The organism is uncultured Roseivirga sp. (genome assembly GCF_963973945.1).
GTDB lineage: Bacteria > Bacteroidota > Bacteroidia > Cytophagales > Cyclobacteriaceae > Roseivirga.
Genome location: NZ_CAXBBV010000002.1, coordinates 273,240 through 296,142, shown reverse-complemented (window position 1 = coordinate 296,142; position 22,903 = coordinate 273,240). Strand labels below are relative to the sequence as shown.

At 38.7% G+C, this 22,903-nt stretch carries 23 protein-coding genes and 1 tRNA gene; 8 read left to right on the top strand and 16 right to left on the bottom strand.

Annotation, left to right across the window (positions count from 1 at the left end; genetic code table 11):
- Positions 1-84: 84 nt before the first annotated feature.
- From bioA to AAC026_RS05630, 5 genes are all read right to left on the bottom strand, one after another.
- Entirely contained in the window at positions 85-1,383 is a 1,299-nt protein-coding gene (gene bioA / locus AAC026_RS05650; RefSeq protein ID WP_339695740.1) for an adenosylmethionine--8-amino-7-oxononanoate transaminase, read from the bottom strand.
- Positions 1,376-1,987, bottom strand: coding sequence for a dethiobiotin synthase (gene bioD, locus AAC026_RS05645; RefSeq protein ID WP_339609001.1), 612 nt, complete (start codon positions 1,985-1,987; stop codon positions 1,376-1,378). The genes bioA and bioD overlap by 8 nt, the downstream gene beginning before the upstream one ends.
- A gap of 22 nt (positions 1,988-2,009) precedes the next feature.
- Positions 2,010-4,079, bottom strand: coding sequence for an ATP-binding protein (locus AAC026_RS05640; RefSeq protein ID WP_339695737.1), 2,070 nt, complete (start codon positions 4,077-4,079; stop codon positions 2,010-2,012).
- Positions 4,080-4,173: 94 nt separating this feature from the next.
- Positions 4,174-4,404 (bottom strand): hypothetical protein, encoded by a 231-nt coding sequence (locus tag AAC026_RS05635; RefSeq protein WP_339695734.1) that lies wholly within the window; start codon positions 4,402-4,404, stop codon positions 4,174-4,176.
- 9 nt (positions 4,405-4,413) lie between these two features.
- Positions 4,414-4,818: an OsmC family protein gene (locus tag AAC026_RS05630; RefSeq protein ID WP_339695731.1), complete on the bottom strand. Its 405-nt coding sequence runs from the start codon at positions 4,816-4,818 to the stop codon at positions 4,414-4,416.
- A gap of 106 nt (positions 4,819-4,924) precedes the next feature.
- Between AAC026_RS05630 and AAC026_RS05625 the strand changes: the two genes are divergently transcribed.
- The 6 genes from AAC026_RS05625 (at position 4,925) to AAC026_RS05600 (ending at position 9,354) form a co-directional block, all read left to right on the top strand.
- Positions 4,925-5,944: a VWA domain-containing protein gene (locus AAC026_RS05625; protein WP_339695728.1), complete on the top strand. Its 1,020-nt coding sequence runs from the start codon at positions 4,925-4,927 to the stop codon at positions 5,942-5,944.
- 204 nt (positions 5,945-6,148) lie between these two features.
- Positions 6,149-7,441 (top strand): chloride channel protein, encoded by a 1,293-nt coding sequence (locus tag AAC026_RS05620; RefSeq protein WP_339695725.1) that lies wholly within the window; start codon positions 6,149-6,151, stop codon positions 7,439-7,441.
- Between the two features lie 36 nt (positions 7,442-7,477).
- Positions 7,478-8,008, top strand: a complete 531-nt coding sequence (locus AAC026_RS05615; RefSeq protein ID WP_339695722.1) for an NAD(P)H-dependent oxidoreductase — start codon at positions 7,478-7,480, stop codon at positions 8,006-8,008.
- A gap of 125 nt (positions 8,009-8,133) precedes the next feature.
- A complete protein-coding gene (locus AAC026_RS05610; protein WP_339605698.1) occupies positions 8,134-8,367 on the top strand; it encodes a thioredoxin family protein in 234 nt (77 codons plus the stop codon).
- Between the two features lie 76 nt (positions 8,368-8,443).
- A complete protein-coding gene (locus tag AAC026_RS05605; RefSeq protein ID WP_339695719.1) occupies positions 8,444-8,710 on the top strand; it encodes a DUF2024 family protein in 267 nt (88 codons plus the stop codon).
- A gap of 65 nt (positions 8,711-8,775) precedes the next feature.
- Positions 8,776-9,354, top strand: coding sequence for a MarR family transcriptional regulator (locus tag AAC026_RS05600; RefSeq protein WP_339695717.1), 579 nt, complete (start codon positions 8,776-8,778; stop codon positions 9,352-9,354).
- Here AAC026_RS05600 and AAC026_RS05595 read toward each other — a convergent pair.
- From AAC026_RS05595 to AAC026_RS05555, 9 genes are all read right to left on the bottom strand, one after another.
- On the bottom strand, positions 9,351-9,959 hold the full coding sequence (locus tag AAC026_RS05595) for a DUF1684 domain-containing protein (protein WP_339695714.1): 609 nt from the start codon (positions 9,957-9,959) through the stop codon (positions 9,351-9,353). The genes AAC026_RS05600 and AAC026_RS05595 overlap by 4 nt on opposite strands.
- Before the next feature lie 87 nt (positions 9,960-10,046).
- Positions 10,047-10,565, bottom strand: a complete 519-nt coding sequence (locus tag AAC026_RS05590) for a DUF4199 domain-containing protein (protein ID WP_339695711.1) — start codon at positions 10,563-10,565, stop codon at positions 10,047-10,049.
- Between the two features lie 89 nt (positions 10,566-10,654).
- Entirely contained in the window at positions 10,655-11,086 is a 432-nt protein-coding gene (locus AAC026_RS05585; protein WP_339695708.1) for a response regulator transcription factor, read from the bottom strand.
- Between the two features lie 3 nt (positions 11,087-11,089).
- Complete coding sequence (locus tag AAC026_RS05580) at positions 11,090-12,346, bottom strand: sigma-70 family RNA polymerase sigma factor (protein WP_339695706.1); 1,257 nt, start codon at positions 12,344-12,346, stop codon at positions 11,090-11,092.
- Between the two features lie 76 nt (positions 12,347-12,422).
- Complete coding sequence (locus tag AAC026_RS05575) at positions 12,423-14,468, bottom strand: pitrilysin family protein (RefSeq protein WP_339695703.1); 2,046 nt, start codon at positions 14,466-14,468, stop codon at positions 12,423-12,425.
- Positions 14,465-15,832, bottom strand: coding sequence for a pitrilysin family protein (locus AAC026_RS05570; RefSeq protein WP_339695701.1), 1,368 nt, complete (start codon positions 15,830-15,832; stop codon positions 14,465-14,467). The genes AAC026_RS05575 and AAC026_RS05570 overlap by 4 nt, the downstream gene beginning before the upstream one ends.
- Positions 15,833-15,942: 110 nt before the next feature.
- The gene (locus AAC026_RS05565; RefSeq protein ID WP_339605707.1) at positions 15,943-16,938 is read right to left on the bottom strand and encodes an adenosine kinase; all 996 of its coding nucleotides are present in this window, start codon (positions 16,936-16,938) and stop codon (positions 15,943-15,945) included.
- A gap of 8 nt (positions 16,939-16,946) precedes the next feature.
- A complete protein-coding gene (locus tag AAC026_RS05560) occupies positions 16,947-18,116 on the bottom strand; it encodes a hypothetical protein (RefSeq protein WP_339695698.1) in 1,170 nt (389 codons plus the stop codon).
- A 117-nt stretch (positions 18,117-18,233) separates the two neighbouring features.
- Positions 18,234-19,112, bottom strand: a complete 879-nt coding sequence (locus AAC026_RS05555) for a glycerophosphodiester phosphodiesterase family protein (protein ID WP_339695695.1) — start codon at positions 19,110-19,112, stop codon at positions 18,234-18,236.
- Positions 19,113-19,778: 666 nt separating this feature from the next.
- On the opposite strand from AAC026_RS05555, the gene AAC026_RS05550 reads away from it, so the two are divergent.
- A tRNA-Pro gene (locus AAC026_RS05550) sits at positions 19,779-19,852 on the top strand.
- Positions 19,853-19,959: 107 nt separating this feature from the next.
- On the opposite strand, the gene AAC026_RS05545 is transcribed toward AAC026_RS05550, so the two are convergent.
- Positions 19,960-21,234: an MFS transporter gene (locus AAC026_RS05545; RefSeq protein WP_339695694.1), complete on the bottom strand. Its 1,275-nt coding sequence runs from the start codon at positions 21,232-21,234 to the stop codon at positions 19,960-19,962.
- A 26-nt stretch (positions 21,235-21,260) separates the two neighbouring features.
- Positions 21,261-21,860, bottom strand: a complete 600-nt coding sequence (locus tag AAC026_RS05540) for a TetR/AcrR family transcriptional regulator (protein ID WP_339695691.1) — start codon at positions 21,858-21,860, stop codon at positions 21,261-21,263.
- A 166-nt stretch (positions 21,861-22,026) separates the two neighbouring features.
- Between AAC026_RS05540 and AAC026_RS05535 the strand changes: the two genes are divergently transcribed.
- Positions 22,027-22,893 (top strand): GH25 family lysozyme, encoded by an 867-nt coding sequence (locus AAC026_RS05535; protein WP_339695689.1) that lies wholly within the window; start codon positions 22,027-22,029, stop codon positions 22,891-22,893.
- Positions 22,894-22,903: the final 10 nt, after the last annotated feature.

The following is a 22,903-nucleotide window of genomic DNA, read 5'->3' as shown; positions in this document are numbered from 1 at the left end:
AAGGATAAATTTACCTCATAGGTTTACTGAAACCAAGTTTTTCAGACATAACTAAGTACTTTTTTTCAAAGATAACTTGAGTTTCTAAGCCTGAATTTCGTTTGGTTTTGGTGGGTGATTTAAGAAGTCTAATATGGTTTGATACACATAGTCCAAATCTCTATCGCTAATTACATAGGGAGGAATCAAGTAAAGCACATTTCCTAATGGGCGTAGCAGAACTCCTTTACTAATAAAATATGGATAGAGATAATGGCGTGCCTCGTTGAAATAGGAAGTATCTTTTTCTGTGTTCATTTCAAAAGCCAAAATTGTACCCAGCACTCTGGCCTTTCTTACCATAGCATGGCCTTCTATTTCCTTCAAAAAGGAAATGTGTTTCTGATTTAGCCGTGCTCTATTCTCTTCACTTTCTTTGGTAAGCAATAAATCCAATGACGCGTTTGCAGCTGCGCAGGTCATTGGGTTTGCGGTAAATGAATGACCATGAAAAAAGGTCTTCATTAAATCATTTGAACGATAGGCTGCTTGAATTTTTTCTGTGCAAGTAGTAACCCCCATGGCCATAGCCCCACCAGTGAGCCCTTTTGATAAACAGAATACATCTGGCTTGTTTGTAAGCCAATAGGAAGCAAAGAGCTTTCCTGTACGTCCAAAGCCAGTCATTACTTCATCTGCAATACACACTACTTCATGATATTGCGCTAAAGCAATCATCCTATCGAGTAAGGTTTTGCTATACACTCTCATGCCTGATGCTCCTTGTATAATTGGCTCGAAGATAAAAGCGGCAACATCACCTTTTTCTACCAAAGTTTTGAATTGCTGATAAACTGCTTCCTCTTTGCCTTCTTCAGGAAAATCTACAAAGCTTACATCGAATAAATAAGGATCGAAAGGCTCGGTAAACGGCCCTCTTTCTCCTACCGACATGGCGCCAAATGTATCACCATGATAAGCTCCATCAATGGCTATAATTTTTCTTTTATTAATTCCTTGGTTATAGAAGTATTGAAAAGCCATTTTTATAGCTACTTCCGTAGCAGTACTTCCATTGTCGGAGTAAAATACTTTGGTTTGATTTTCAGGTAGAATTTTCAATAACCTCTCTGCCAGGGTTATCGCTGGTTCGTGGGTAAATCCAGCGAAAATTACGTGCTCTAAACTTGAAGCTTGGGCAGCAATGGCTTTGGCAATGTAAGGGTGACTATGCCCATGCAAGTTTACCCACCAAGAAGATATAGCATCAATAATTTTTGCACCATCACTCGTATATAAGTATACTCCTTCTGCCCTTTCTACCATCAGTGGGTTTTCCATTCCCCTTAATGGCGTAAACGGATGCCAAATTGCTTCGCTGTCTCTTTTTATCCAATCACTCATACCAATTCAACATCAACTCGTCTGCCCAATACTTCACTATATTTTTGTTGATCATGCTTAGTTTTGGTAGTCTTAGCAAAACTTTGTAACCAGATTTTTGCTCAATAATACTTTCGGATTCGAAGTTTGATTCTCCGTTAAAAACAATTCCCAAGACTGGAATTTCATTTCGCTTTAAGTAATCTATGGTGAGTAAAGTATGGTTAATGCACCCTAAATAAAGGTTCACTACTAGAACTACTGGAGCAGATAACTCTCTAGCAATATCAATCACATAATCATCTTGATTAATTGGCACTAAAACCCCTCCAGCACCTTCGATTACTATATCATTAGTGGTTTCTGGAAGCACAAAGTCATCTAGCTGTATAGCCAAATGTTCGAATTTTGCTGCTGCATGTGGTGAAGCTGGAAGTTTAAAGATGTGAGTTTCAGGATGGAACTTCGTGATTTCATTGCTCACCAACTCTTTAACTGTAGTGGTATCTAATGGTTTTCCTGCTTGTACAGGCTTCCAATAATCCGCTTTCAGTGCCTCTACCAAAATTGCGGAAACCAAAGTTTTTCCACTATCAGTACCAATGGCTGTTACAAAATAATTCATGCCGTAAAGCTATGAACGAAACTCAAGACACAAAAGGAAAGCGCATTTGCCCTACTTCAATAAGTTTACTTCTTAGGGCTTCAAATTTTAGTGGTTTAATCAAGTAATCATCCATGCCACTTTGCTTTGCATTTTCAATGTCTTCATCGAAAGCACTGGCTGAAATACCAATAATATAAGGTGAAGGGTTGAGGTTCAGTGTTCTAATTCTTTTGGTGGCTTCAATGCCATCCATTACAGGCATTTGCACATCCATTAGAATTACATCATACGATTGATCGAGCATTTGAGAAAGGGCCTCTTGACCTGTTTTGGCCAAGGTTGGCACATAGCCCATACGCTCAAGAATAAGGCATATTAGCTTACTATTAATTCCATTATCTTCAGCCAAAAGAATTTTCAAAGGATATTTACCTGAAAGAACATCTCCTAATTTATCTACTTCATAACGACTTAATCCACCAGCCGTTTTCCTTTCTTCTTCGGTCATTTCCCCTACCGGGGTTTTAAGGTAAACATTAAAAGTAAACAGAGAGCCTTTGCCTAATTCACTTTGAACTGAAACCTTACCGTTAAATAGCTTCAATAAATTCTTTACAATTGCTAAACCCAGACCGCTACCACCAAACCTTCTGGAGTTAGACGACTCTACTTGGGTAAACTCCTTAAAGAGATTTTTAATATCCTCTTTAGCTACGCCTATACCTGTATCTTGAATTTTGAATTCTACATTGACTGTGTCTTCTTTAAACTCTATTAAAGAAACTTTAACGGACACAAACCCTCTTTCTGTAAACTTAACAGCATTGGAAAGTAGATTAACCAATATTTGCCCGAGTCTATTCCTGTCGGAATAGAAAAACTCTGGTACATTTTCGTCAATGTACAAGTTCAATCCAACCTTTTTACCCTTGGCTTCATAAGCCACTAGGTTCAGTGATTCTTCCACTACTCTTTTAAGACCAAATACTGAGTCTTCTAAAGTAACCTTACCAGACTCAATTCTGGAATAATCGAGAATGTCGTTGATAATTCGAAGTAATGTTTCTCCACTTACTTTTATGGTTTCTACGTAATCTCGCTGCTCAGCATTTAGCAATGTTTCGTTCAGTAAATTGGTCATGCCAATTACGCCATTCATAGGGGTTCTAATTTTATGACTCATCGTAGCCAAGAAGGTGCTCTTTGCCTGATTTGCATTCTCTGCTGCTTCTTTTGCAAGCTTCAACCCTTCTTCCAATTGCTTTTGAGCAGTAATGTCTCGCATCATCAAAAGGATTCTATCATCAGTGAGTTTAATAAACCTTCCTTCGCAAAAAAGCTCCTTTTTACCTATTTCTAGTTTAAACTCAACAGTCTGTAGCTCATCTGTAACATGCGCACGTTCTAGGCCCGTGGTCATTACTGGTATAATTTCTTCGGGAAAAACGTCTACTATGTTCTCTCCCAATTTCTTTTCAGCAGAAAGCGGATCTGACACCTCGTTTTTAGCATGGTAATTCAGCAGAAAACCTTGTTTATCAAAAGTAAACATGGTATCGGGAATGGCATCTAAAATCAAGATTTGCTCTTTTTCAAACTTCTTGATTTCTAACTCGGCATTATAGATTCCGGTAATATTTTTAGCTATTCCAGTGACCGCTGTTAATTCACCTTTATCGCTATAAATGGGCTTGTGAAATACCTCAAGCATATGTGGAAAGCCCCTGGCATCATTAACCTCAACAAAGTATGGAGGAACCGTGTCATACTTTCCAGCGAGGAATCCGTCAATTCTTTCGCGTGCCTTTAAATTGATGGGGTTGTCTGAATAACTATTGCTATAATGGGCAAGTCTTATGTTTGGATTTCGTCCCATTATTCTCACCACATTCATGGACGAGTAGGTAACTATTCCCTCTGGATTGAATTTGAATAGAAAGTCAGAAGTGTGTTCTAAGAAAAAATCCAAGTGGAATTGATTCTCGTCATACCTCTCTTTTATTTGGTTAAGCTCTGCTTCTAAAAGGGTCTTTTTCTTATGGGTTTGGAATAGAAAGTAAGCTAAAACAAATGCTAGAATTACGGCTAATGAGAATAGAAAATAGATCATGTTACGTTTAGCTAAAGCAATTGCTTGACAACAACAATAGCAAAAATACAGAACTACTTATGCATTTCTACTCAAAAAATTAATCGCCTCCAACCTAAGGCATGGCCTTGCGAAGCGATTTTGCCATGTCGTCAAATCGCTCAATAGCTTCTGTAATAAAAGTTTCGTTTAGTATTTCGTCTAGCTCTTGCTCTAGAACATCGAGCTCACTCACCTTAAAGGTTTGTTCAAAACCACCGTTTTCTAATTTTATGAGAAACTTCCCATTCCATGAAAAAACAGTGATTTTACAATTACTGTTGGGTATTTCCTTAACAACTCTCACTGGTGATACTTAAGCTCGATTAACTATGAATTTATGATCGACTTCAGCATTTAAAGTACCTGCCACAGAACAGTATTTTGTAGCTGCCAAATGACCCATTTTTTCAAACTCTGCCTCTGTAACATCGGGAGAGTTTACTGTAAATGTTAAGACGATATGAGTGAATGCTCTTGGGTGTTCATCTCTGCGGGTTCCATCGGCTACTACTGTAAGACCATTAACTGTTTTCTTACGTTTTTTTAACATTTGAACTAGGTCGACAGAAGCGCAAGCGGCCAAACCAGAAAGTAGCAGTTGAGTGGGCGACATGTGTTTTTTCTCATCTCCAGAATACATATCGATATCCAAAACATTTCCCTGCTCATTCACAGATTGGAATTCATAATCATCCTTGAACGTAGTAGTAACTCTCATATTGCATGGTTTTGTTAAAGTTCAAAATTAAATCAATTATGCTGTTAACCACACAATATTGATATAAGTTTCTTGGTTGAGTGTGAAGTACCAACCTAGAGAAACAATGACGCGAATTCGTATTATAGCAAGCCTAATGGTTGCTTTTTTATTTATGCTCATACAAAGTTGCGGGGGAAACAGTGACACCACTCCTGGACTACAAGTAACGATCGAAAACCAATTCACTAACCTTCCTTCCAATGTATCTGTGTTTTTTAAAGTACAAGATGGCGGGGGAAAAGGAAAGTCTGGTTTGAAAGAAGCTGATTTTAATATTTACGAAAATGGAAGCCTGATTTCAGAGTTTGAAGCTGCGAGAAAGATACAGCCCAATGAACAGGTTTTAGATTACAACATCATGCTGTTGCTCGACTTGAGCGGAAGTATTTTAAGTAGTCAGAATTTAGGCCCACTAAAGTCGGCAGCCAAAAGTTTTATTGATGAAGTAGTACCTTCTGAAGGTGAAGTTTCTGCAGGAGCCGTAAAAGTAGAAATCTGGTGGTTTGATGGCTCTCAAAACATTAAGCAGTTGCAGCCTATTACGTCCAACACTACCACATTAAAAACGGCCATAGACAACATTAACGCCTCTATGAGTTCTGATAATTCTACCAACCTTTATGGCGCGGTTATTCAAAGTGTAGGAATTGCAACTCAAAGACTGGGGCAATCGCAAGAGTTAGATAAGTTTGGGTCGAATTCGGTAGTGATTTTTACTGACGGAACCGACCAAGCCAACCGTTCTACAAAAGGACAGGCTTTAGAAGCAGTTAGAAAAGCTGATCCTTCCATTTCGTTCTACACCATTGGCCTTGGCGGAGAAATTGATGAGCCAGTATTGAAAGAGATAGGGAAAACAAGCTTTGTGTCTGCAGTAAATATTGGTGAGCTACTAGATAAATTCAAAGAGATCGGAGATTTGATTAATAGTAAGGCCAACAGCTACTACCTATTAGAATACTGTTCACCCAAACGTTCTGGCAGTAATCAACTTACCATCGAGGTGGTACAGGGTAATTTAAAAGGCAGCGCCAAAACTATTTTTGACGCCTCAGATTTTAACGGCAGTTGTAATTTACAGTAACCCGTTTTACAATAATCACATCAAGCGTTCTTCGATTTTAGGATTGAGGAACGCTTTTTTATTCTCTCGATTCAGCTAAACAAAATAGTTGAGGCTATAAAGTGTATTTATTTAGAATAGTTGGGAAGCGCTAAATCCAATTCAAAATTTGGCGAGTAAAACTTAAGCCACGAACTTAGCACAAGTTTATATCAGGCACCACCAGTGAAACTAAAGAGAAAACGAAAGCTTGTTACTTATCTAAATATACTGGATCAACCTATTCGGTTTAACCCTTTTGTGTTTAGCCGTACTTTCTTGCTCTGGGCTTTTCTTGGGCTTATTGGAGGTTTGATTGCGGGGCTATATTGGATCACTCTTGAATTTCTTACCCATGAAATCTCGCTTTTTGAAGGTTGGTTGGTAATTCCTGTAATGGCCACTTGTGGCTTATTGGCTGGTTTAGTCATTCATTTTATTGGCGACCCTGGCGAAATTCACCTGATAGTTAACAATATTCGGTTTAATAAAGGAAAGCTAGACCCCAAGAATAACCCTTCCATGATATTGTCTTCACTTTTGTGTGTCGCTTCTGGCGGAAGCCTTGGGCCTGAAGCACCATTAGTGCAAGTAACAGGCTCTACTGGCAGTTGGCTTGGAAAGATATTTCGTTTAAAGGGAGAAGAACTTAGGTCACTCAGTATTGCTGGAATGGCCTCTGGTTTTACAGCCCTTTTTGGTGCACCCTTGGGTGGTAGTTTGTTTTCCTTGGAAATCCTTCATCACAAACATGCTGTTGAATACTACAAAGCCATTATACCTGCCTTGGTCGCCAGCTGTTTTAGTTATGTAGTTTTTGCCTTGGTAATTCAATTAGGACTCGGTAGCACTTGGAATTTATCGGCTTATGAATACTCAGGTGTTTTTGATTTCGCCTATGCGGTACTCTTTGCTGTAGTGGCTACAGCGGTAGGTTGGGGCTTTATCTATTGCACAAAATTCTTTAAATCACTTTTTGAAAAAAGGCGGTTACCTATTTACATCAAAACTTTAATCGGAGGACTTTTACTTGGGGTTATCTCCTTCTATTTACCTCTGACCCGGTATTTTGGGCATCATGAAATCAATTTACTTTTGACGGAAAACCTTTCGCTCAAATTATTAGTAGCCATTTTAGTGTTTAAAATAATAGCTATAGCAGTTACTGTGACTTCAGGTTGGAGAGGCGGATTCATTATTCCTTTATTCTTTGTAGGAGCCACATTGGGTCTCATTATACACCAGTTGTTTCCAGGCCTTAGTCTTACTTTGACGATTATTAGTTGTATGGCTGCCATTAACGCATGCGTTACCCGTACACCAATGAGTACCACCATTCTTTTGGCTACCCTCACGGGTTTTGGCTATTTCATCCCTATTCTTTTTGCCAGCTTAACGGGCTATTTTCTTTCACCCAGAATCCCTTTCATCAGTTCGCAAATGGAAAAAGAACCCGTGCAGACATCTAGTGAAATCTAATTCGAACAAAATTCACCTAAAAGAACTTACAACAGTATGAAAAAGATAGTAGCATTTGCAGGCAGTAATAGTAGCACATCAATCAACAAGCAGTTGGTAGAGTTTGCACTTAAATATTTCGAAGGTTTTGAAATCCAGTTATTGGACCTCAATGATTTCGAAATGCCAATGTTCTCTGTTGATAAAGAAAAAGAAAACGGATACCCAGAAACTGCTTATAAGTTTAGAGAAGAAATAGAAAAGGCCGATGCCATTATTTGTTCTTTAGCGGAACACAACAGAAACTATACAGCAGTATTCAAAAACACCATTGACTGGTGTAGCAGAATTGACATCAATATTTTCGGAGACAAACCTATGTTACTGATGAGTACTTCTCCAGGAGGCTATGGTGCCGGAAATGCTATGAACTCGGGAAAAATCCTTTTACCCCGTTGTGGTGCCGAAATCATCGAAACCTTTTCACTCCCCTCCTTCGATAAAAATTTTTCGGAAGGAAAAATTACAGATGAGGCCTTGAAAACCGAATTAGAAGAGAAGATTCCCACTTTTAAAAATAAACTGTAAACTCTTAACCTCAGAAGCGCTTCAAAGCATTGGTGTAGAATAAATATTAACAATGATTTAATTAGTTAGGATTCCTTACTATATTTGAACCGACAATATTGTCATCCATAAAAATTTATCAAACCATGTCAAAATCAATTTTCTATCACGCTGGCTGTCCTGTATGTATTAGCGCAGAACAAGACATTGTCGATCTTATTGGAAAATCGCAAGTAGAGATTGTCCATTTGGGAGAGTCTAAAAATCGAATCGATGAAGCTGAGAAAGCCGGGGTAAAATCAGTTCCAGCTTTACTTACTCCAAATGGTAATGTTTTGCACCTCAATTTTGGAGCATCTATGGCCGATGTTAAAGGCTAAAATTTGACTTATAAAGTTAGGAGTCCTTATTTTAAAGCACTCCTAGCTTTGTTTAACTCATCAAAAAAATACACAAATGAAAATAGCAGTGTGGGACACCTATGTAAAACGTGCCGATGGAATCATTATGCACTTTGATATTCTTGTAGACAGTACTCTAAAAGACACTGAAAGAGTATTTCAATATGGACAAGCTTATTTAGACACCAAGTCTTTTGACACAGAAAAATTGACTTCTAAGGAGTGTATTTTTTGCCATATAGAGTACCCAACAGATGCGTTAAAACATGAAATAGAAACTGTAGGCTTTTCAATTATAGAAATGGAAAATTGTGATGAGTAGCTTTCTCGACTAATTAGGATGACTAACTTTGTTGGTGTCACGTAAATTACCTTGCCAGTCTTTCTATGAGTAAAGAGTTGAACCACAACATTGTTATTGCCCTTGAAAGGATTTCAGAAGCCTTTAAGACTTTACTTTGGGACAAAGCCAAATTACATGGATTAAGCCCTATCCAAATTCAGGTATTACTTTTTATTGCTCACCACAAACAAGAGCTCTGTAATGTAAGTAATCTGGCCAAAGAGTTTAACCTTACCAAACCGACAATCAGCGATGCCGTAAAAGCCTTAAACAGCAAAGGATACATTGAAAAAGAGGCTTCATCCGTTGATAGCCGAAGCTATACCTTACTTCTTTCGTCTGATGGGCAGGCACTTATTCAAGCCTTGGACAGTTATTCTCAACCGCTAGAAAGAATTCTAAGTGAGCAAGAAGAGCAGAGTCTCAACACGCTTTACACTACGCTGACCAAACTGATATTTCAACTTAATAAAAATGGTATTCTGAGTGTTCAGAGAACCTGTTTTGGCTGCAAATTTTATAGCAAAACGGATGACAGCCATTTTTGCACTTTTCTCCAAAAAGAGCTGATTGACACGGAAATTAGGCTTGATTGCCCTGAATTCGAGTCAGTAAAGAACTAAAACCCTTTTACCCCAGCCTCTACAGCAATGGGTAAATGATTAGGCTCGGGCACCATCGGACATTCATATCTATCGCTGTAGGCACAATAGGGGTTATAAAGTTTATTAAAGTCTATAATCCAGTCCGTTCCTTCAGGAATTCCTTCATAGTGTAAATAACGCCCAGCACCATAAGTACTCTCGCCCGTAGTTGCATCTACTAAAGGCAGAAACACATATACCTTTTGACCAGGAATAGTGAAACGCTGGATCTGCAAATATGCTTCTAGCGTATAAGGTTCTCCTTTTATTTCGAAATGAAGTATACCAATACGCTTATACAAACGGCTTGTTCCCTTGCTGGTATTGAGCGGAAATGGTTTAGAGTCTGGAGTAGGTTCAAACCTAGCTTTTACCCTATAGACCTCATCAATTGCAAAGAAATCATGTCCTTTAAATTCCTTTCTCTCCTTTGCTGTTAGGGGGGATTTATCCGGATTCAAGAATTCCTCATTTTGTTCTTTTCTATATTCTTGAATTTCTTTGAGGTAATCTTGATTTTGGGCGTTTGCTAAATGAAATGAAAGCAAGCCTACCAATAAAAAAGACAGCAATGAAAAGCGCATATTGTTGATATTATATAACCTTGCTGCACACCCAAAATTTGTACCGAAAGCAGCCATGCTAAGGTAATCAAACAATCATAATTGAGCTTAAATTGCAGCCACTTGTTTTCTCTGAAGCATTAAAGCGGAAATTACGCTTATAATAAAACCGATTAAAAATACGGTAACAAACATAAGTATCGTGCCTCCCAATACACTAAACATAAAACCGTTGCTTTCCATCATGGCTGCAAACTTGGTTTCGAATTCTGGGGTTCCAATTTCTAAACCTTCGGCATATGCAAAATACTGTTCATTGAAGTCGGGCATAATGATAGTTACGAAAACCACATTGTAAAGCGCAAAAGCGATTCCCGCCAAAACAGAAATTAATGATCCTATTTTTAGGCCCGTACCAAAGGTGATTATTCCGTTGTTCATCTGATCTCGATACTGACGCATTCCAAAATAAACGGTGGTCATGGCCACTATCATGGAAGTATAACCTACAATTTCGCCCATGGCAAAACTATCTATTCCAAAACCGATGATCAGCCCTGAAAGCAAAGGAACACCTACTACAATTAAACTGGCGATAACTCCGTAACGAACTACAATATTTTTCATGTTCATAATTTTTAGTACGTTCAAATCAAGTTCAAAACAGCAGAAACCTATTCATACTTTAGTACCAAATACACGTTCCGACTTTAGTACTAGGCTATAATGCACCATTCTTTCGCCCGAATAACGGCTTGTGTTCTACGTTTCACATCGAGCTTTACAAAAAGGTTTGATATATGAGTTTTTATAGTGCTCTCAGACACAAAGAGGGTTTCAGCAATTTCGTTATTCGACAGACCTTGAGAGATCAGTTGTAAAACTTCCAGTTCGCGAGGGCTAATTCCTAAAGCTTGAATTCTATTTTCGTCTATATGTGAGGGTGCTTTTTTCTCTGCCCCCTTCTCTTTATTAATTCCTCTGCCCAAGTAAATACCCAGGGCCAGTAGAATAAAAGCCGCGATACCGATTACTGCGTCTGCCGAAATGGACGGAACAAAAAGTGAAGCGTTTGTGAGATGAAACAGTATGAGCAAAGCCAAAATAATCAACCCAAATCGTAACACTGTTTTTAATAGTGGTGACATAGCCTAAACAGATTTAGGGGTTTTCCAATTGAGCAACTTCGCTTCTAAAAACCTCTTTTCAGTTATATTTTGTGCTTGCAAAATGGCGTTTTTCAAATGAATTGTAGCGCTTTCATAATCACCCATTTCGGCATATAGCTCAGCTTTCAAAGCCTGAAAAGATTGTAATTCAGCTGTTTCGTTTTCTATTTCAAGCATAGCCTCTAATGCCTTTTGAGCACCAAGTACTTTGCTCATTACTAATACTCTACTCATTTTCACCACTGGCGAGGGCTTCAGTTTCACCAAACCATCATACAGCTTAAAAATCACTTTCCAATTGGTCTTTTCATAACTGGCCGCCACGGTATAATAACTAGCAATTGCAGCTTCTAATTGATATACAGAAGTGTTTTCTTCCTTACTGGATTCATGCATAAACTTCCAGCCCCATTGAATATAATCATCTCTATATAGGCTTCGGTCTTGATGTTCTAAAGTTACCAAACTACCGTCTTTTCTAATTCTGGCAGGGAAGCGAGCTGCCTTAAAAAGCATCATAGCAATTAATGCGTTTAACTCGCCAGTATGGCAATTTTGCGCATTTGTTAAAATAAAAGCCAATCGAATGGCCTCTTCGCAAAGGTCATGACGAATCAGTTCATCGCCCTCTGTAGCTTTATAGCCTTCATTAAACAAAAGATAAATTACTTGAAGGACTGCCTCAAGTCTCTCATTAATGGCTTCACCTTCTGGAACGGAAAGTTCTCCTACCTCCGTTTTGAACTTTTGTTTGGCTCTGGTTATAGCTTTTTTAGCAGCATCTTCCTTCTTTAAAAGTGCTCTGGCAATTTCTTTAACACTTAATCCGCAAAGCAATTTTAAGCTCAGCATCAATTGTTCTTGAAGTTTCATGGAGGGATGACAACATGCAAAAATCATTCTCAGCTGGTCATCTATTAATCGCCCCTCTTCTACCTCAATTTGTATTGAATCGGAATCTATCTCTTGCTTTTGAGGTTCATAAGCCACCGACTTATTCTGTCTTCTGAGTTGGTCGATCAACTGATTGTTTGCTACTCGATACAACCAAGCTGACGGGTTCTCTGGCATGGGTTGAAAGCTCCATAATTTGGCCGCTTTAAGTAAGGATTCCTGCACGGCATCTTCAATCTGATCAATCAAAGCCGATGAATATCGATTAGTGAAAAGCGACACCATTTTAGCATATTCTTGCCTAAAAAGGTGATCAAGCGTTTGGTTGATTTCGGGCTTTGACATTGATGCAAAATAACGAAAAAAGCCATCCGTCAGGCGACAGATGGCTTCTTGTTCAATTCTATTTGGTATATATGAATTACTTAATCGCGAATTCAGAGTCTTGGATTCCTGAATTCACTTCTACTTTCATATCGGCTTCAATTGTTCCAAGACCTGGAATGGCCAGTTTAATTTTCTTAGGAAATTTAATACCGCCTACTTCCTGATATTCCATTACCTCTTGAGCACCAGCAATAGACTCTTCTTTTACTACCAAGCCTGTTTCCTTGCTAAAGTACTTTTTGCTGGTTGAGCCAGAAGGTGATTTGATAGTCATCACATAGGTTTCTTTACCGTTTACGGTTTCTAACCCAGTCATTTCTAAATTATAGCCCGCCTTGAAATAAAATAATTCAGGGAACATAATTGCGCCTTCCTTCATTCCGTCTAATTGCGGACCAGCAGGTATTTCTTGAGTTTGTCCTTGAACAGTAACCTTTACTTCTCCATTATTCACAATAGATTCCTGAAGGGTCATTCCACTAATTCCGGTAGATTGCTTGCTCATTGTATTACCTTTCTGCATTGTGGTAATGGTTAACGTTTGCCCCTGAACGGTGGTGGTAATTACGGCCTTTACATCTTTAACTGACTCAAGTTTTTCAGCTCCTCCAATGGCTTCTACATACTTATCAATGATAGCCTTCGCATTTACAGATCCAACTGCGGCCTTCTGAGCCTCAGGGTCGACTACATTACCATCAACATCGTAATAGGTAATTGCGCCAAATTGCTTCAATTTTGGAGCAATTTCTTCCGCTTTACCTACTACAACAATATTGGCTTTATCAGGCCTGATGTACTTCATTGCTACTTCTTGAATATCCTTGGCCGTAATGGCATCTAAGCGTTTCAAGTAAGTTGCGTAATAATCTTCTGGTAAATTATTTAGCTCCGTATTCAAAGCAAACTGAGCAACTGTGCTTCTGCTTTCTAAAGACCTAGCAAACGAACCTCTCAATGAGTTTTTAGCTAAATCCAATTCTTCTTGACTTACCAGTTCGGTACGAATACGGTTCATTTCACTAAAGAACTCAACCATTGCACTATCAGTTACTTCATTTCTAACACTTGCATTAGCAGAAAAAGTAGCACTGTATCGGCTTGAGCCAATGCTTGAATAGGCACCGTAAGTATAGCCTTTGTCTTCTCTCAAATTGGTAAACAGACGAGCCGAACCGCCTCCACCAAGAATTTGATTAAGCACGCTCAACTTTGTTACATCTGCAGATCCTGGCTTGTTATCGATTGGGTAGGTAATGTTAATTACCGACTGTACCGCTGAAGTTTTATCGACAATGTTAACATTGGTTTTCTCTACAGGAGCAGGCTGTTCAAAGCGCTCCGGTGTAAAGTCTCCTTTTTCCCAATCAGAAAAATAATTCTTCACAAGCTTCTGAGCGTCCTTTTTAGAGATGTCGCCCACTACTACCAAATAAGCAATATTTGGTTTGAAGAACTTTTTATAATGATTGCGAACATCTTCAATGGTAATGTTTGAAACGGTTTCTTCCGTAGTCATTTCACCATAAGTGTGTTCTTTTCCATAATTTACAATAGAGCTAATTGTACCTGAAATCGAATTAGGATCATCTTTAGAAGAGGCTAAACCTGTAATGGTTTGCTTCTTTACCTTCTCTAGTTCAGACTCAGGAAATGCAGGATTGTAGAGCACATCTGTCATTAACTTAAGCACATCTTCTTTATATTTAGAAAGTGAAAAAGCCGACATTGATGTAGCTCCTGCATTTATGCTTGCTCCCATAAAGTCAATTTCTTCATCTAACACTTCTTTACTTTTTGTGGTAGTTCCAGCCCTCATAATTTGACCATACATTCCAGCCAAACCTGATTTATCTCCTTCGGTAATTGGACCTACATTTAAAGAAAGAGTCCAGGCTACTGTAGGTAGTTTATCATTTTCAACCACAATTACTCTAAGTCCATTCTTAAGCGTAAAGCTTTCGTAGTCTCCTATTTTTATTTCTCTTGCGGCCGCAGGCTCCGGTCTTTTAGACCTATCTACTTGGGCGAATGTGTTGACAGAAACCAACGCAAGCGCCATTATTAATAGCTTCTTCATTCTCTATTCCCTCCTTCCTTTTTGATTTTTGATTCGTCAGGTTTTTCCTGCTCCGACTTTGGTCGGTATGTCAACACTACTTTGTTTTCAGGTACAAAGTATTTCTTTGCTACGCGTTGCAAGTCTTCTCTTGTTACCTTTTTGTAGCGTTCAATTTCAGTGTTAATCAATTCGGTATTTCCGAAGTATACATGGTAATTGGCTAAGCTTTCTGCGATAGATTGTACGGAGCCATAACCAGAAATGAAGTTATTTTCAACTTGGTTTTTCACTTTCTGAAATTCTCTTTCAGGTATCAGCTCATTCTTAGTCTGCTCAATCATGGCATCTACTTCAGCTGCTAAATCTTCAATGGCAACTCCTTGGTTTGGAATGGCAAAATTGATGAATAAGCCTCCGCTTTCAAGCCCTAAAGGAATAGATTGAACAGCCAAAGCCATCCCTTTATTATCTACAATTTCCTTTTGAAACCTTGAACTCTGCCCACCAGAAAGTAAGGTAGTAAGCATTTGAAGCGCATAATAATCTTCTGTTCCTTGTGCTGGCATTCTATAACCCTGCACCAAAGCGGGTACTTGAATATTATCGAACACAGTCTCCTCTACTGTGCCGTCTAATTTTGGAGCTGTAATTTTAGGACGAGGAATTTCTCTTGTTCCCCTCTTAATTTCTCCAAAGTATTTATCGATCAGTTTCTTTGCCTCAGCTTTATCTATATCACCAGCAATTGAAAGTGTAGCGTTATTTGGCACATAGAATGTTTCATAGAAATCTACAAAATCTTGATCGGTAGCGGCATCAATATCTTCAAATGAGCCAATTGGCGCCCATTCATAATTAGTGCCTCCGTAAGCGTTTTTAAGCATTACAGAAATCACCGAACCATAAGGCTGATTATCTACTCGGAGTCTTTTCTCTTCTTTTACTACTTCCTTTTGAGTAGCAATACCTGCTGAATCGATTTTTGCATGGAGCATTCTTTCCGATTCCATATACAGACCAAGGGCGAGTTGGTTTGAGGGTAAGGTTTCGAAGTAATACGTTCTGTCATTTGACGTATTTGCATTCAAACTTCCACCTGCTGCATTAATAATTTTAAAGTATTCTCCTCTTTTTAGGTTTGGCGAGCCTTCAAACATTAAGTGTTCAAAGAAGTGCGCAAAGCCTGTTCTTCCTTCGGGTTCATTTTTAGAACCTACATGATAAAGCACCGACACAGTAACGATGGGGGTAGAATTATCTTGATGAAGAATAACATGGAGTCCATTGTCCATATCATATTCCTCATATTCAATGTTTTGCGCCTGAGCCACAAAAGCGGACATAGCACAGAACACCAAAATAAGACTGATTTTTCTAAGCATAAGTATATAGGGTTTGTTTTGACTTCAAATTAAGCCAAAAATATTTGGCTTTTCTAGGCCAAATGGTCAGCGGAAAGTTATTCCGCTGGATGGGTAGTAAATAGGATGGGCTACTTTAAGTGGCGCAAGATTTCGTGTACCTCTGGTGTTTTTAACCTTGGCCCATATTGGCTCACAATTTTAGAACTGGCCAAACTAGCCAACTTACCCGCAGCTGCATAGGACATTCCATTGGTAATACCGTATAGGAATGCTCCTGCATACATATCTCCTGCACCATTGGTATCAATTGCCTTTACATCGTATGCTTCAATATCAATAAAAGTATCACCATCGAAAATCATAGCTCCGTTCTTACCTTGGGTAATTACAAAACGCTTTGCGTCTTTCTTCATGGCTTCACGCGCTTCTTCTAAATTATCTTTGCCCGTGTAAGTTTTTGCTTCTTCTTCATTACAGAAAATCAGATCTACCGAAGCGCCAATCACTTCTGTAAACTGCGCTTTAAAAAAGTTGGCAATGGCAGGATCTGAAAGTGTAATTGAAGTTTTCACACCATAATCTTCGGCTATCTTCTTGCCTTTCATCATGGCCTCTACCCCATTTGGAGAAGTAGTTAAATAGCCTTCTAAGTATATGTATTGAGAGTCTTTAATTGCATTTTCATCCAACTCCTTCACAGAGAAGTTTGCAGTTGCTCCCAAAAAGGTATTCATGGTTCGATCGGCATCTGGCGTAATCATTACCAAGCATTTGCCTGTAACTCCGTCTTCTCTTTCTTGCTTATCAAGGTTGGTGTCTACACCTGCTTCGCGCATATCTTTCATATAGAAATCGCCAAACTCATCATTGGCAACCTTGCATGAGTAAAAAGATTTTCCACCAAACTGACTGATAGCAATCATAGAATTAGCTGCTGAACCACCTGATTTACGAATAGTATCGGTTTGCATCATAGCGTTAATGAGCCTGAATTGAGTTTCTTCGTCTACCAAGGTCATTAAGCCTTTTTCTACCTTATGTTCTGTTAAAAATTGTTCGTCAATTTTAAACTCAAGGTCAACCAAGGCATTACCAATGCCATATACATCGTATTTCTTTTTCATATGCTAATCTATATAAAGGAAGCTCTTTTGAACTCCTTCGTTTCATCAAATAATTTTCTGTAAGTAATATGGGTTTTGGCAATCTTGCTACCAATTTGCTCGGCCACTCGCATCATTTTAGGGTTGAAGTCTCCGATCCAATTCATTTCAATGTTTTCGTATTGAAAGCCTTTTTTCCATGCTAGTTCCTTTACAAAAGAAACTACCAATCCGCCCTCCACACCTTTTCTTTGATGTGTAGGCACCACACCAAATACAATTCCTAAAGCCTTTTTACATACACCTGTTTTAAGCATATACATAAACTTAATCTTCGACCACAAATTCCATTGGCCATTTAAGTGTTTATAAAGCTGGTTCAATTCAGGGATGGAAATAAAAAAAGCAACTGGCTCTCCTTTGTAAAAAGCAAACCAAACGATTTTAACATCGGCTATTGGCTTAAGTTGTTTGAAGATATTATGCGCTTGGGCTTCAGTCATCGGCTTTACTCCGTTATGACCTGTCCAAGCTTCATTATAAACCTTCAAAAAGTATTTGTGGGCAATTTTAAACTCGTCTTTTCTTATGTGTCTAAATTCGTAATCGGGGTTATCTAAACTACTTTGTGCTTTTACATAAAACCTATCGTCAAGATCTACTTGGCTACCCACCGGACGTTTATAAGTGAATTGCTTGAAATATTCCTTAAATCCGTAGGCTTCAAAAAGGTCTTTATAATAAAGAAAATTATAAGGCATTTGATAATTAGGCTCCGAAAAGCCATCTACTAAAAGCCCCCACCAGTTATTGCGGTCGCCAAAGTTGATTGGGCCGTCCATGGCTTCCATACCGCGTTCTTCAAGCCATTTTTTGCCTGCATCAAAAAGCATAAATGCTGCTGCTTGATCATTAATGCATTCAAAAAAACCAATTCCACCAGTAGGCTGCTCCTGGGCTTCGGCCACTTTCTTGATAATGAAGGCCGCCAATCGTCCGATCACCTCGTCTTTATCATTCTTTAGAATCCAACGAATGGCCTCTCCGTTTCTATAGTTCTTGTTCTTCTGAGGATCGAAAATGGCCTTAATATCCTTATCAAGGGGTCTAATCCAATTTTCTTCATTTCTATAAAGCCTTACGGGCAATTGAATGAATTCTTTTTCGGAATGGCTATCGGTAACTTCAAATATCTGCATGTACGAATTGGGCAGCCCAAAAATAATTAGATATACCCAACATCAAAATGTTATGTGCAGGCTTTTGAAAAGAATGTGATTGAAGGTAAATCTTTTCAACAATGTACTATGTCAGTACTACTTTTTTAAACCTTTTGCCCGATCTGGGTAATCGGTAATAATTCCGTCAACACCATCAACCACCAAACGCTCCATATCTTTGCGATCATTCACTGTCCATGGAATTACCTTCATGCCTTTTTCATGAATCAAATCAATGTCTTCTTTCTTCAGGAGAATGTAATATGGACTGTAAACTTCTGGAACAAACCCCAGTGCTTCCAGATTGGCATCCACTCCTTTTGCGTTTTCGACTAAAGCCACCAAACGCACTTCTGGATTAGATTTATGTAAATGCTTTAGCACATTAAAATCAAATGACTGAATGGTAAATCGGTCATTGGTAAGTCTTCTTTTGATTACTTCTAATACCAATTTTGAGAACTCATCTACCTGCGGTTGGCTATAGTCATATTCATTTTTAACACTCTTGATTTCTATATTGTAACCCACCTTTAGAAGATTGTACTTCTTTAAATGATCTTCAACCATTGAAATCACATCCGCTAGCAATGGTTTGGCTATTGCCGCTTTTTCTTGCTCAGGAAAGCGCACATTGCCTCTTGATCCACAGTCATAACCAACAACCTCGGCATAATCCATCTGATAAATATTTAGCTGCTTCTCCTCTTCCTTAGTCACTGGCTCTCCATTGGGTTTACTACAAATACCTGAGAGCATATATGGGTCATGAGATACTATAACTTGTTTATCATTTGTAATCACCACATCTAGTTCCAAAGTGGTAACTCCTTCTTCTAATGCTTTCATAAATGCTGGAATGGAGTTTTCAGGCATTAAACCTCTGGCACCTCTGTGGCCTTGAATATCCAATGGCTCCTGAGCTTTGGAGCAGCTTAGGGAAAGACAGAAAAGAAGTAGTAAGTGCGTTTTCATAAGTAGAATTTAAAATCAAATTACGCAAAGGAAATTTAAAAAGGGGTTATGCCACTGTTAAGTCTGTATAAATCAACAAATAGAGGCACTTACTTGGATTGCTAAAACTCTATGTTGATTCTGGGTAGGGATTTCTAACAAGGAAACGTCTATCAAAGGTCTCGTTTTGTAAGCTCACAAAATGTATTACCATTCAAATTACAGCTACTTCGCTCCTAATTTACGAGCACAGCATTGCTCAGAGCAGAGCCAAAACGAAAACTAGTTTAAGTGTCTGCTTTTTAGTTAAAAAGGTATTTCAACCAAAAAACAAGCAAATTTTCCATTCGTAAAAGGGCTATAACCTTTTGTTCTCTTAGTGAGTAAAGGAAAGCGGTTACTTTTTAATTGCATTTTGGAAGAGAAAACATTTGAAGTGAAAGCGCAGCCTGCTCATAAAATGGCTGTCCCCTTATTTTTACTCACAGCTCTGTGTTACTTCGTGCCTATTGGATACTTTTATTTTAGCTGTTGCGAAGCAGACAGTACCTTTATTTGGTTTGGTGGGTTCTACTTGGTACTTGGCCTTATATACTTAGCCAGAAAACACTTCCAGAATTATTCCCATTAAAATTCCCATTTCAATAGAATTCAAAACCGCATAAATTATTATTATTGCAGCCAAATCGGGGTGTGGCGCAGCTCGGTAGCGTGCTCGTCTGGGGGGCGAGAGGTCGCAGGTTCAAATCCTGTCACCCCGACATTAAAAGGCCTATGCACAAAGCATAAGCCTTTCTATTTCGAAAAGTTGGTTATTCAAACCTTGATTAAAACGACCTGTTTTCTCAGCGCTAGAATAACATTCTACCTAACTCTTAACAATGGGTACATCCACTAAAATAGATTCTGATTCTTTAGCAGTTTCGGCTTTCTTTTTAGCAAATACCATTTTATTAATGAAGTACATAAGCGCAATGGTTATAAGAATACTTGCTGTAACCACCAACCCTAATAACGGATAACGTAAAAGCTTTCCGTCTTCGCCTTGCACCACAATTACTCCGGCTAAGGCTGCTGCAAAACCTCCAGAGATTTGCATTACTGAAGAGTTGATTCCCATGAAAGCACCTCTGTCTTTAGGTTCTGGAATTGCAGTAAGTAAAGCTTGGGATGAAATCATTCTTAGTGTTATACCCAAAAACAAAACCACATTGATTGCTATCACCATCCAAAGTGGTGTAACATCGAGGTTAGTGTATAATAGGATTAAACCTGCTGCTAGCAAAGAGCCGATGGTAAACATTCTGAACTTACCGTATTTGTCGCTCAATTTGCCTGACAGCGGCCCAGAAACCATTGTAAAAATACCTGTCACTAAATACACCATAGGCAGCATATCTATAGAAATACCGAGGTTATTCACCGCGAAAGCCGCACCAAAAGGCATTAACATAAAACCTCCTGTAGCTAACAAGGTGGTTGCTGAAAAGCCTCTTAAATAGCTCTTGTTACTCAATGTTTTTGCCATGTGCACAAAAGCATTTTGTTTAGTTTGTAGCTTTAAGTGCTCATTTACTGGCTTCATGTAAATCATAATGATAATCCCCACCACTAAACTCAGGCCTACAATTAATAGGAATGGAGAGTGCCATCCCAAATGATTTGCCAAGTATAAGCCAATAGGTATTCCCAGAATTTGACTGGCGGCAAAAGCCATTTGAACAAAGCCCATTACTCTGCCTCTCTTTTCCAGCACAAAAAGATCGGTAATAATGGCGTAGACAATAGACCCTATCACTCCACCGAAAATTCCAGTTATAATTCTTGCAATGAGTAAGAAATGGTAGTTGGGCGCTAAACCGCAAAACAAGGTTCCTAGAATAAACCCAGAGTAAAAGAACAATAGTAATTTCTTTCTATCGAAGCGGTCGGCAAAACCTGCAGCCAATAAACCCGCAGCTCCTGCGCTAAAAGCATAAGCCGAAACCACCATACCAAATTGTTGAGTTGTAATGGAGAGTTCATCCAATAGAATGGCACTTAATGGCGACAACACCATAAAGTCAAGTATTACCGTAAACTGCGAAAAGGCCAGAATGGCAATGATCAGTTTTTGGTAGGAGGTAAATGTTTGAGTTTTCAAGTGCTAAAATAGTTTGATGTTGTTGTTTATTGAATTGTAGGTTTTAAGCCTTTAAGTACAATGGTAAGCGCTAAATCAATACTCTGATCTTCGAGCACAAAAGGACTTCCGCTTATTCCTTTTTTGTTAATATGAAATTTAACCAGCTGATATAATGGAGCGAAAGAGATAGCCCAAAAGACCTCAATGGGAAGTTGAATTAATTCCTTGTTGTCAATCGCTCTATGCACAAATTGTGACATTATATTTGAGAAATTCGACTTGATTCTAACACCAATTTGATGGTGATACGGAGAGTGTTTTAGTTGCTCCATAAAGTGCATTTGATTTGGATTTTCTAAGAAGTAGTGCGCTCTGTTCATCCATTGCACACGCATTCCTTCTTCAAAAGGCATATTGGGATCAAAGCCTTTTAGCGTTGCATCAAACATTTTCAGTTCTTCCTCCATCCCCACTTGTATAATCAAATCATCTCTGTCCTTAAAATAGATATAGATAGTAGCTGGTGACACCCCAGCAGCCTTGGCCAGTTTATGCATGCTTAAGCCATCAAAACCATCCTTTACTATCAGTTCGATTGCTTTCGTCTTAATTATCCTTTCCTTGTCTGCGTCTCTTGGTCTCATCTCGATTAAGTATCAAGTCGCAAATTTAAATGAATGAACATTCACTTACTAATGATGTATCGATTTTTTTATTGAGGCCTAAGCCAACCATTTTACTGTTTATCATTGAGGTTGATTCATTTATAAACAATAATATCCTATCTTTTACCTCATAAAATCAATTAATATGATACTCAAAATAGGAAGCCAAGGACAATCTGTGACCGACTGGCAAAATTTTCTTAACCAAAACAAGTATAACTCGGGTGTGGCAGATGGTATTTTCGGTAATGGAACCGCCAACGCCACAAAGGCATTTCAAACCGATCAGAAACTTACTGTCGATGGCATTGTTGGGGACAACTGTATTGCAGCAGCACAGAAATTAGGTTTTCAGTTTACTGAATCCTCTTTCCCTCCTACTGGCAATCTCAATGTTGTGGTAGATGTATCTCATTTTCAAAGTAACATCGATTTTCCTCTGGTAAAGCAAGCTGGTATTTTGGCTATGATCCATAAAGCTACACAAGGCACAACTTATACGGATCCCAATTACACAAGCAGTAGAGCTGCTGCTAATGGAATTGGATTGCTTTGGGGAGCTTATCACTTTGGTACTGCACAAGATGTTCCTACGCAAGTCAATAACTTTTTACAAGTAGCTGCACCTGACGCCAACACTTTGTTAGTATTGGATTGGGAAGAAAACACCATCGCTTCTCAAGGCACCATGTCTCTAGATCAGGCAAAGCAGTTTGTTCAGTTGGTGAAAACCAAAACTGGGAGGTTTCCTGTGCTCTATGGTGGAAGTTTAATAAAACAGTCTGTCGGCACTAATGGGGATGCTATCTTGATCCAATGTCCTCTGTGGTTAGCACAATACACCTCTACTCCTAGCTTGCCTGGTGGGTGGCCAAAATATACTATGTGGCAATATACTGATGGTATCAATGGCCCTGAACCACATAATCTAAACGGTATCGGCAATTGTGACCGCGATGTGTTTGCAGGAAGTGAAGCCGAACTCCGTAACTTTTGGAAGAGTGGGTTATAAATCAATTCTT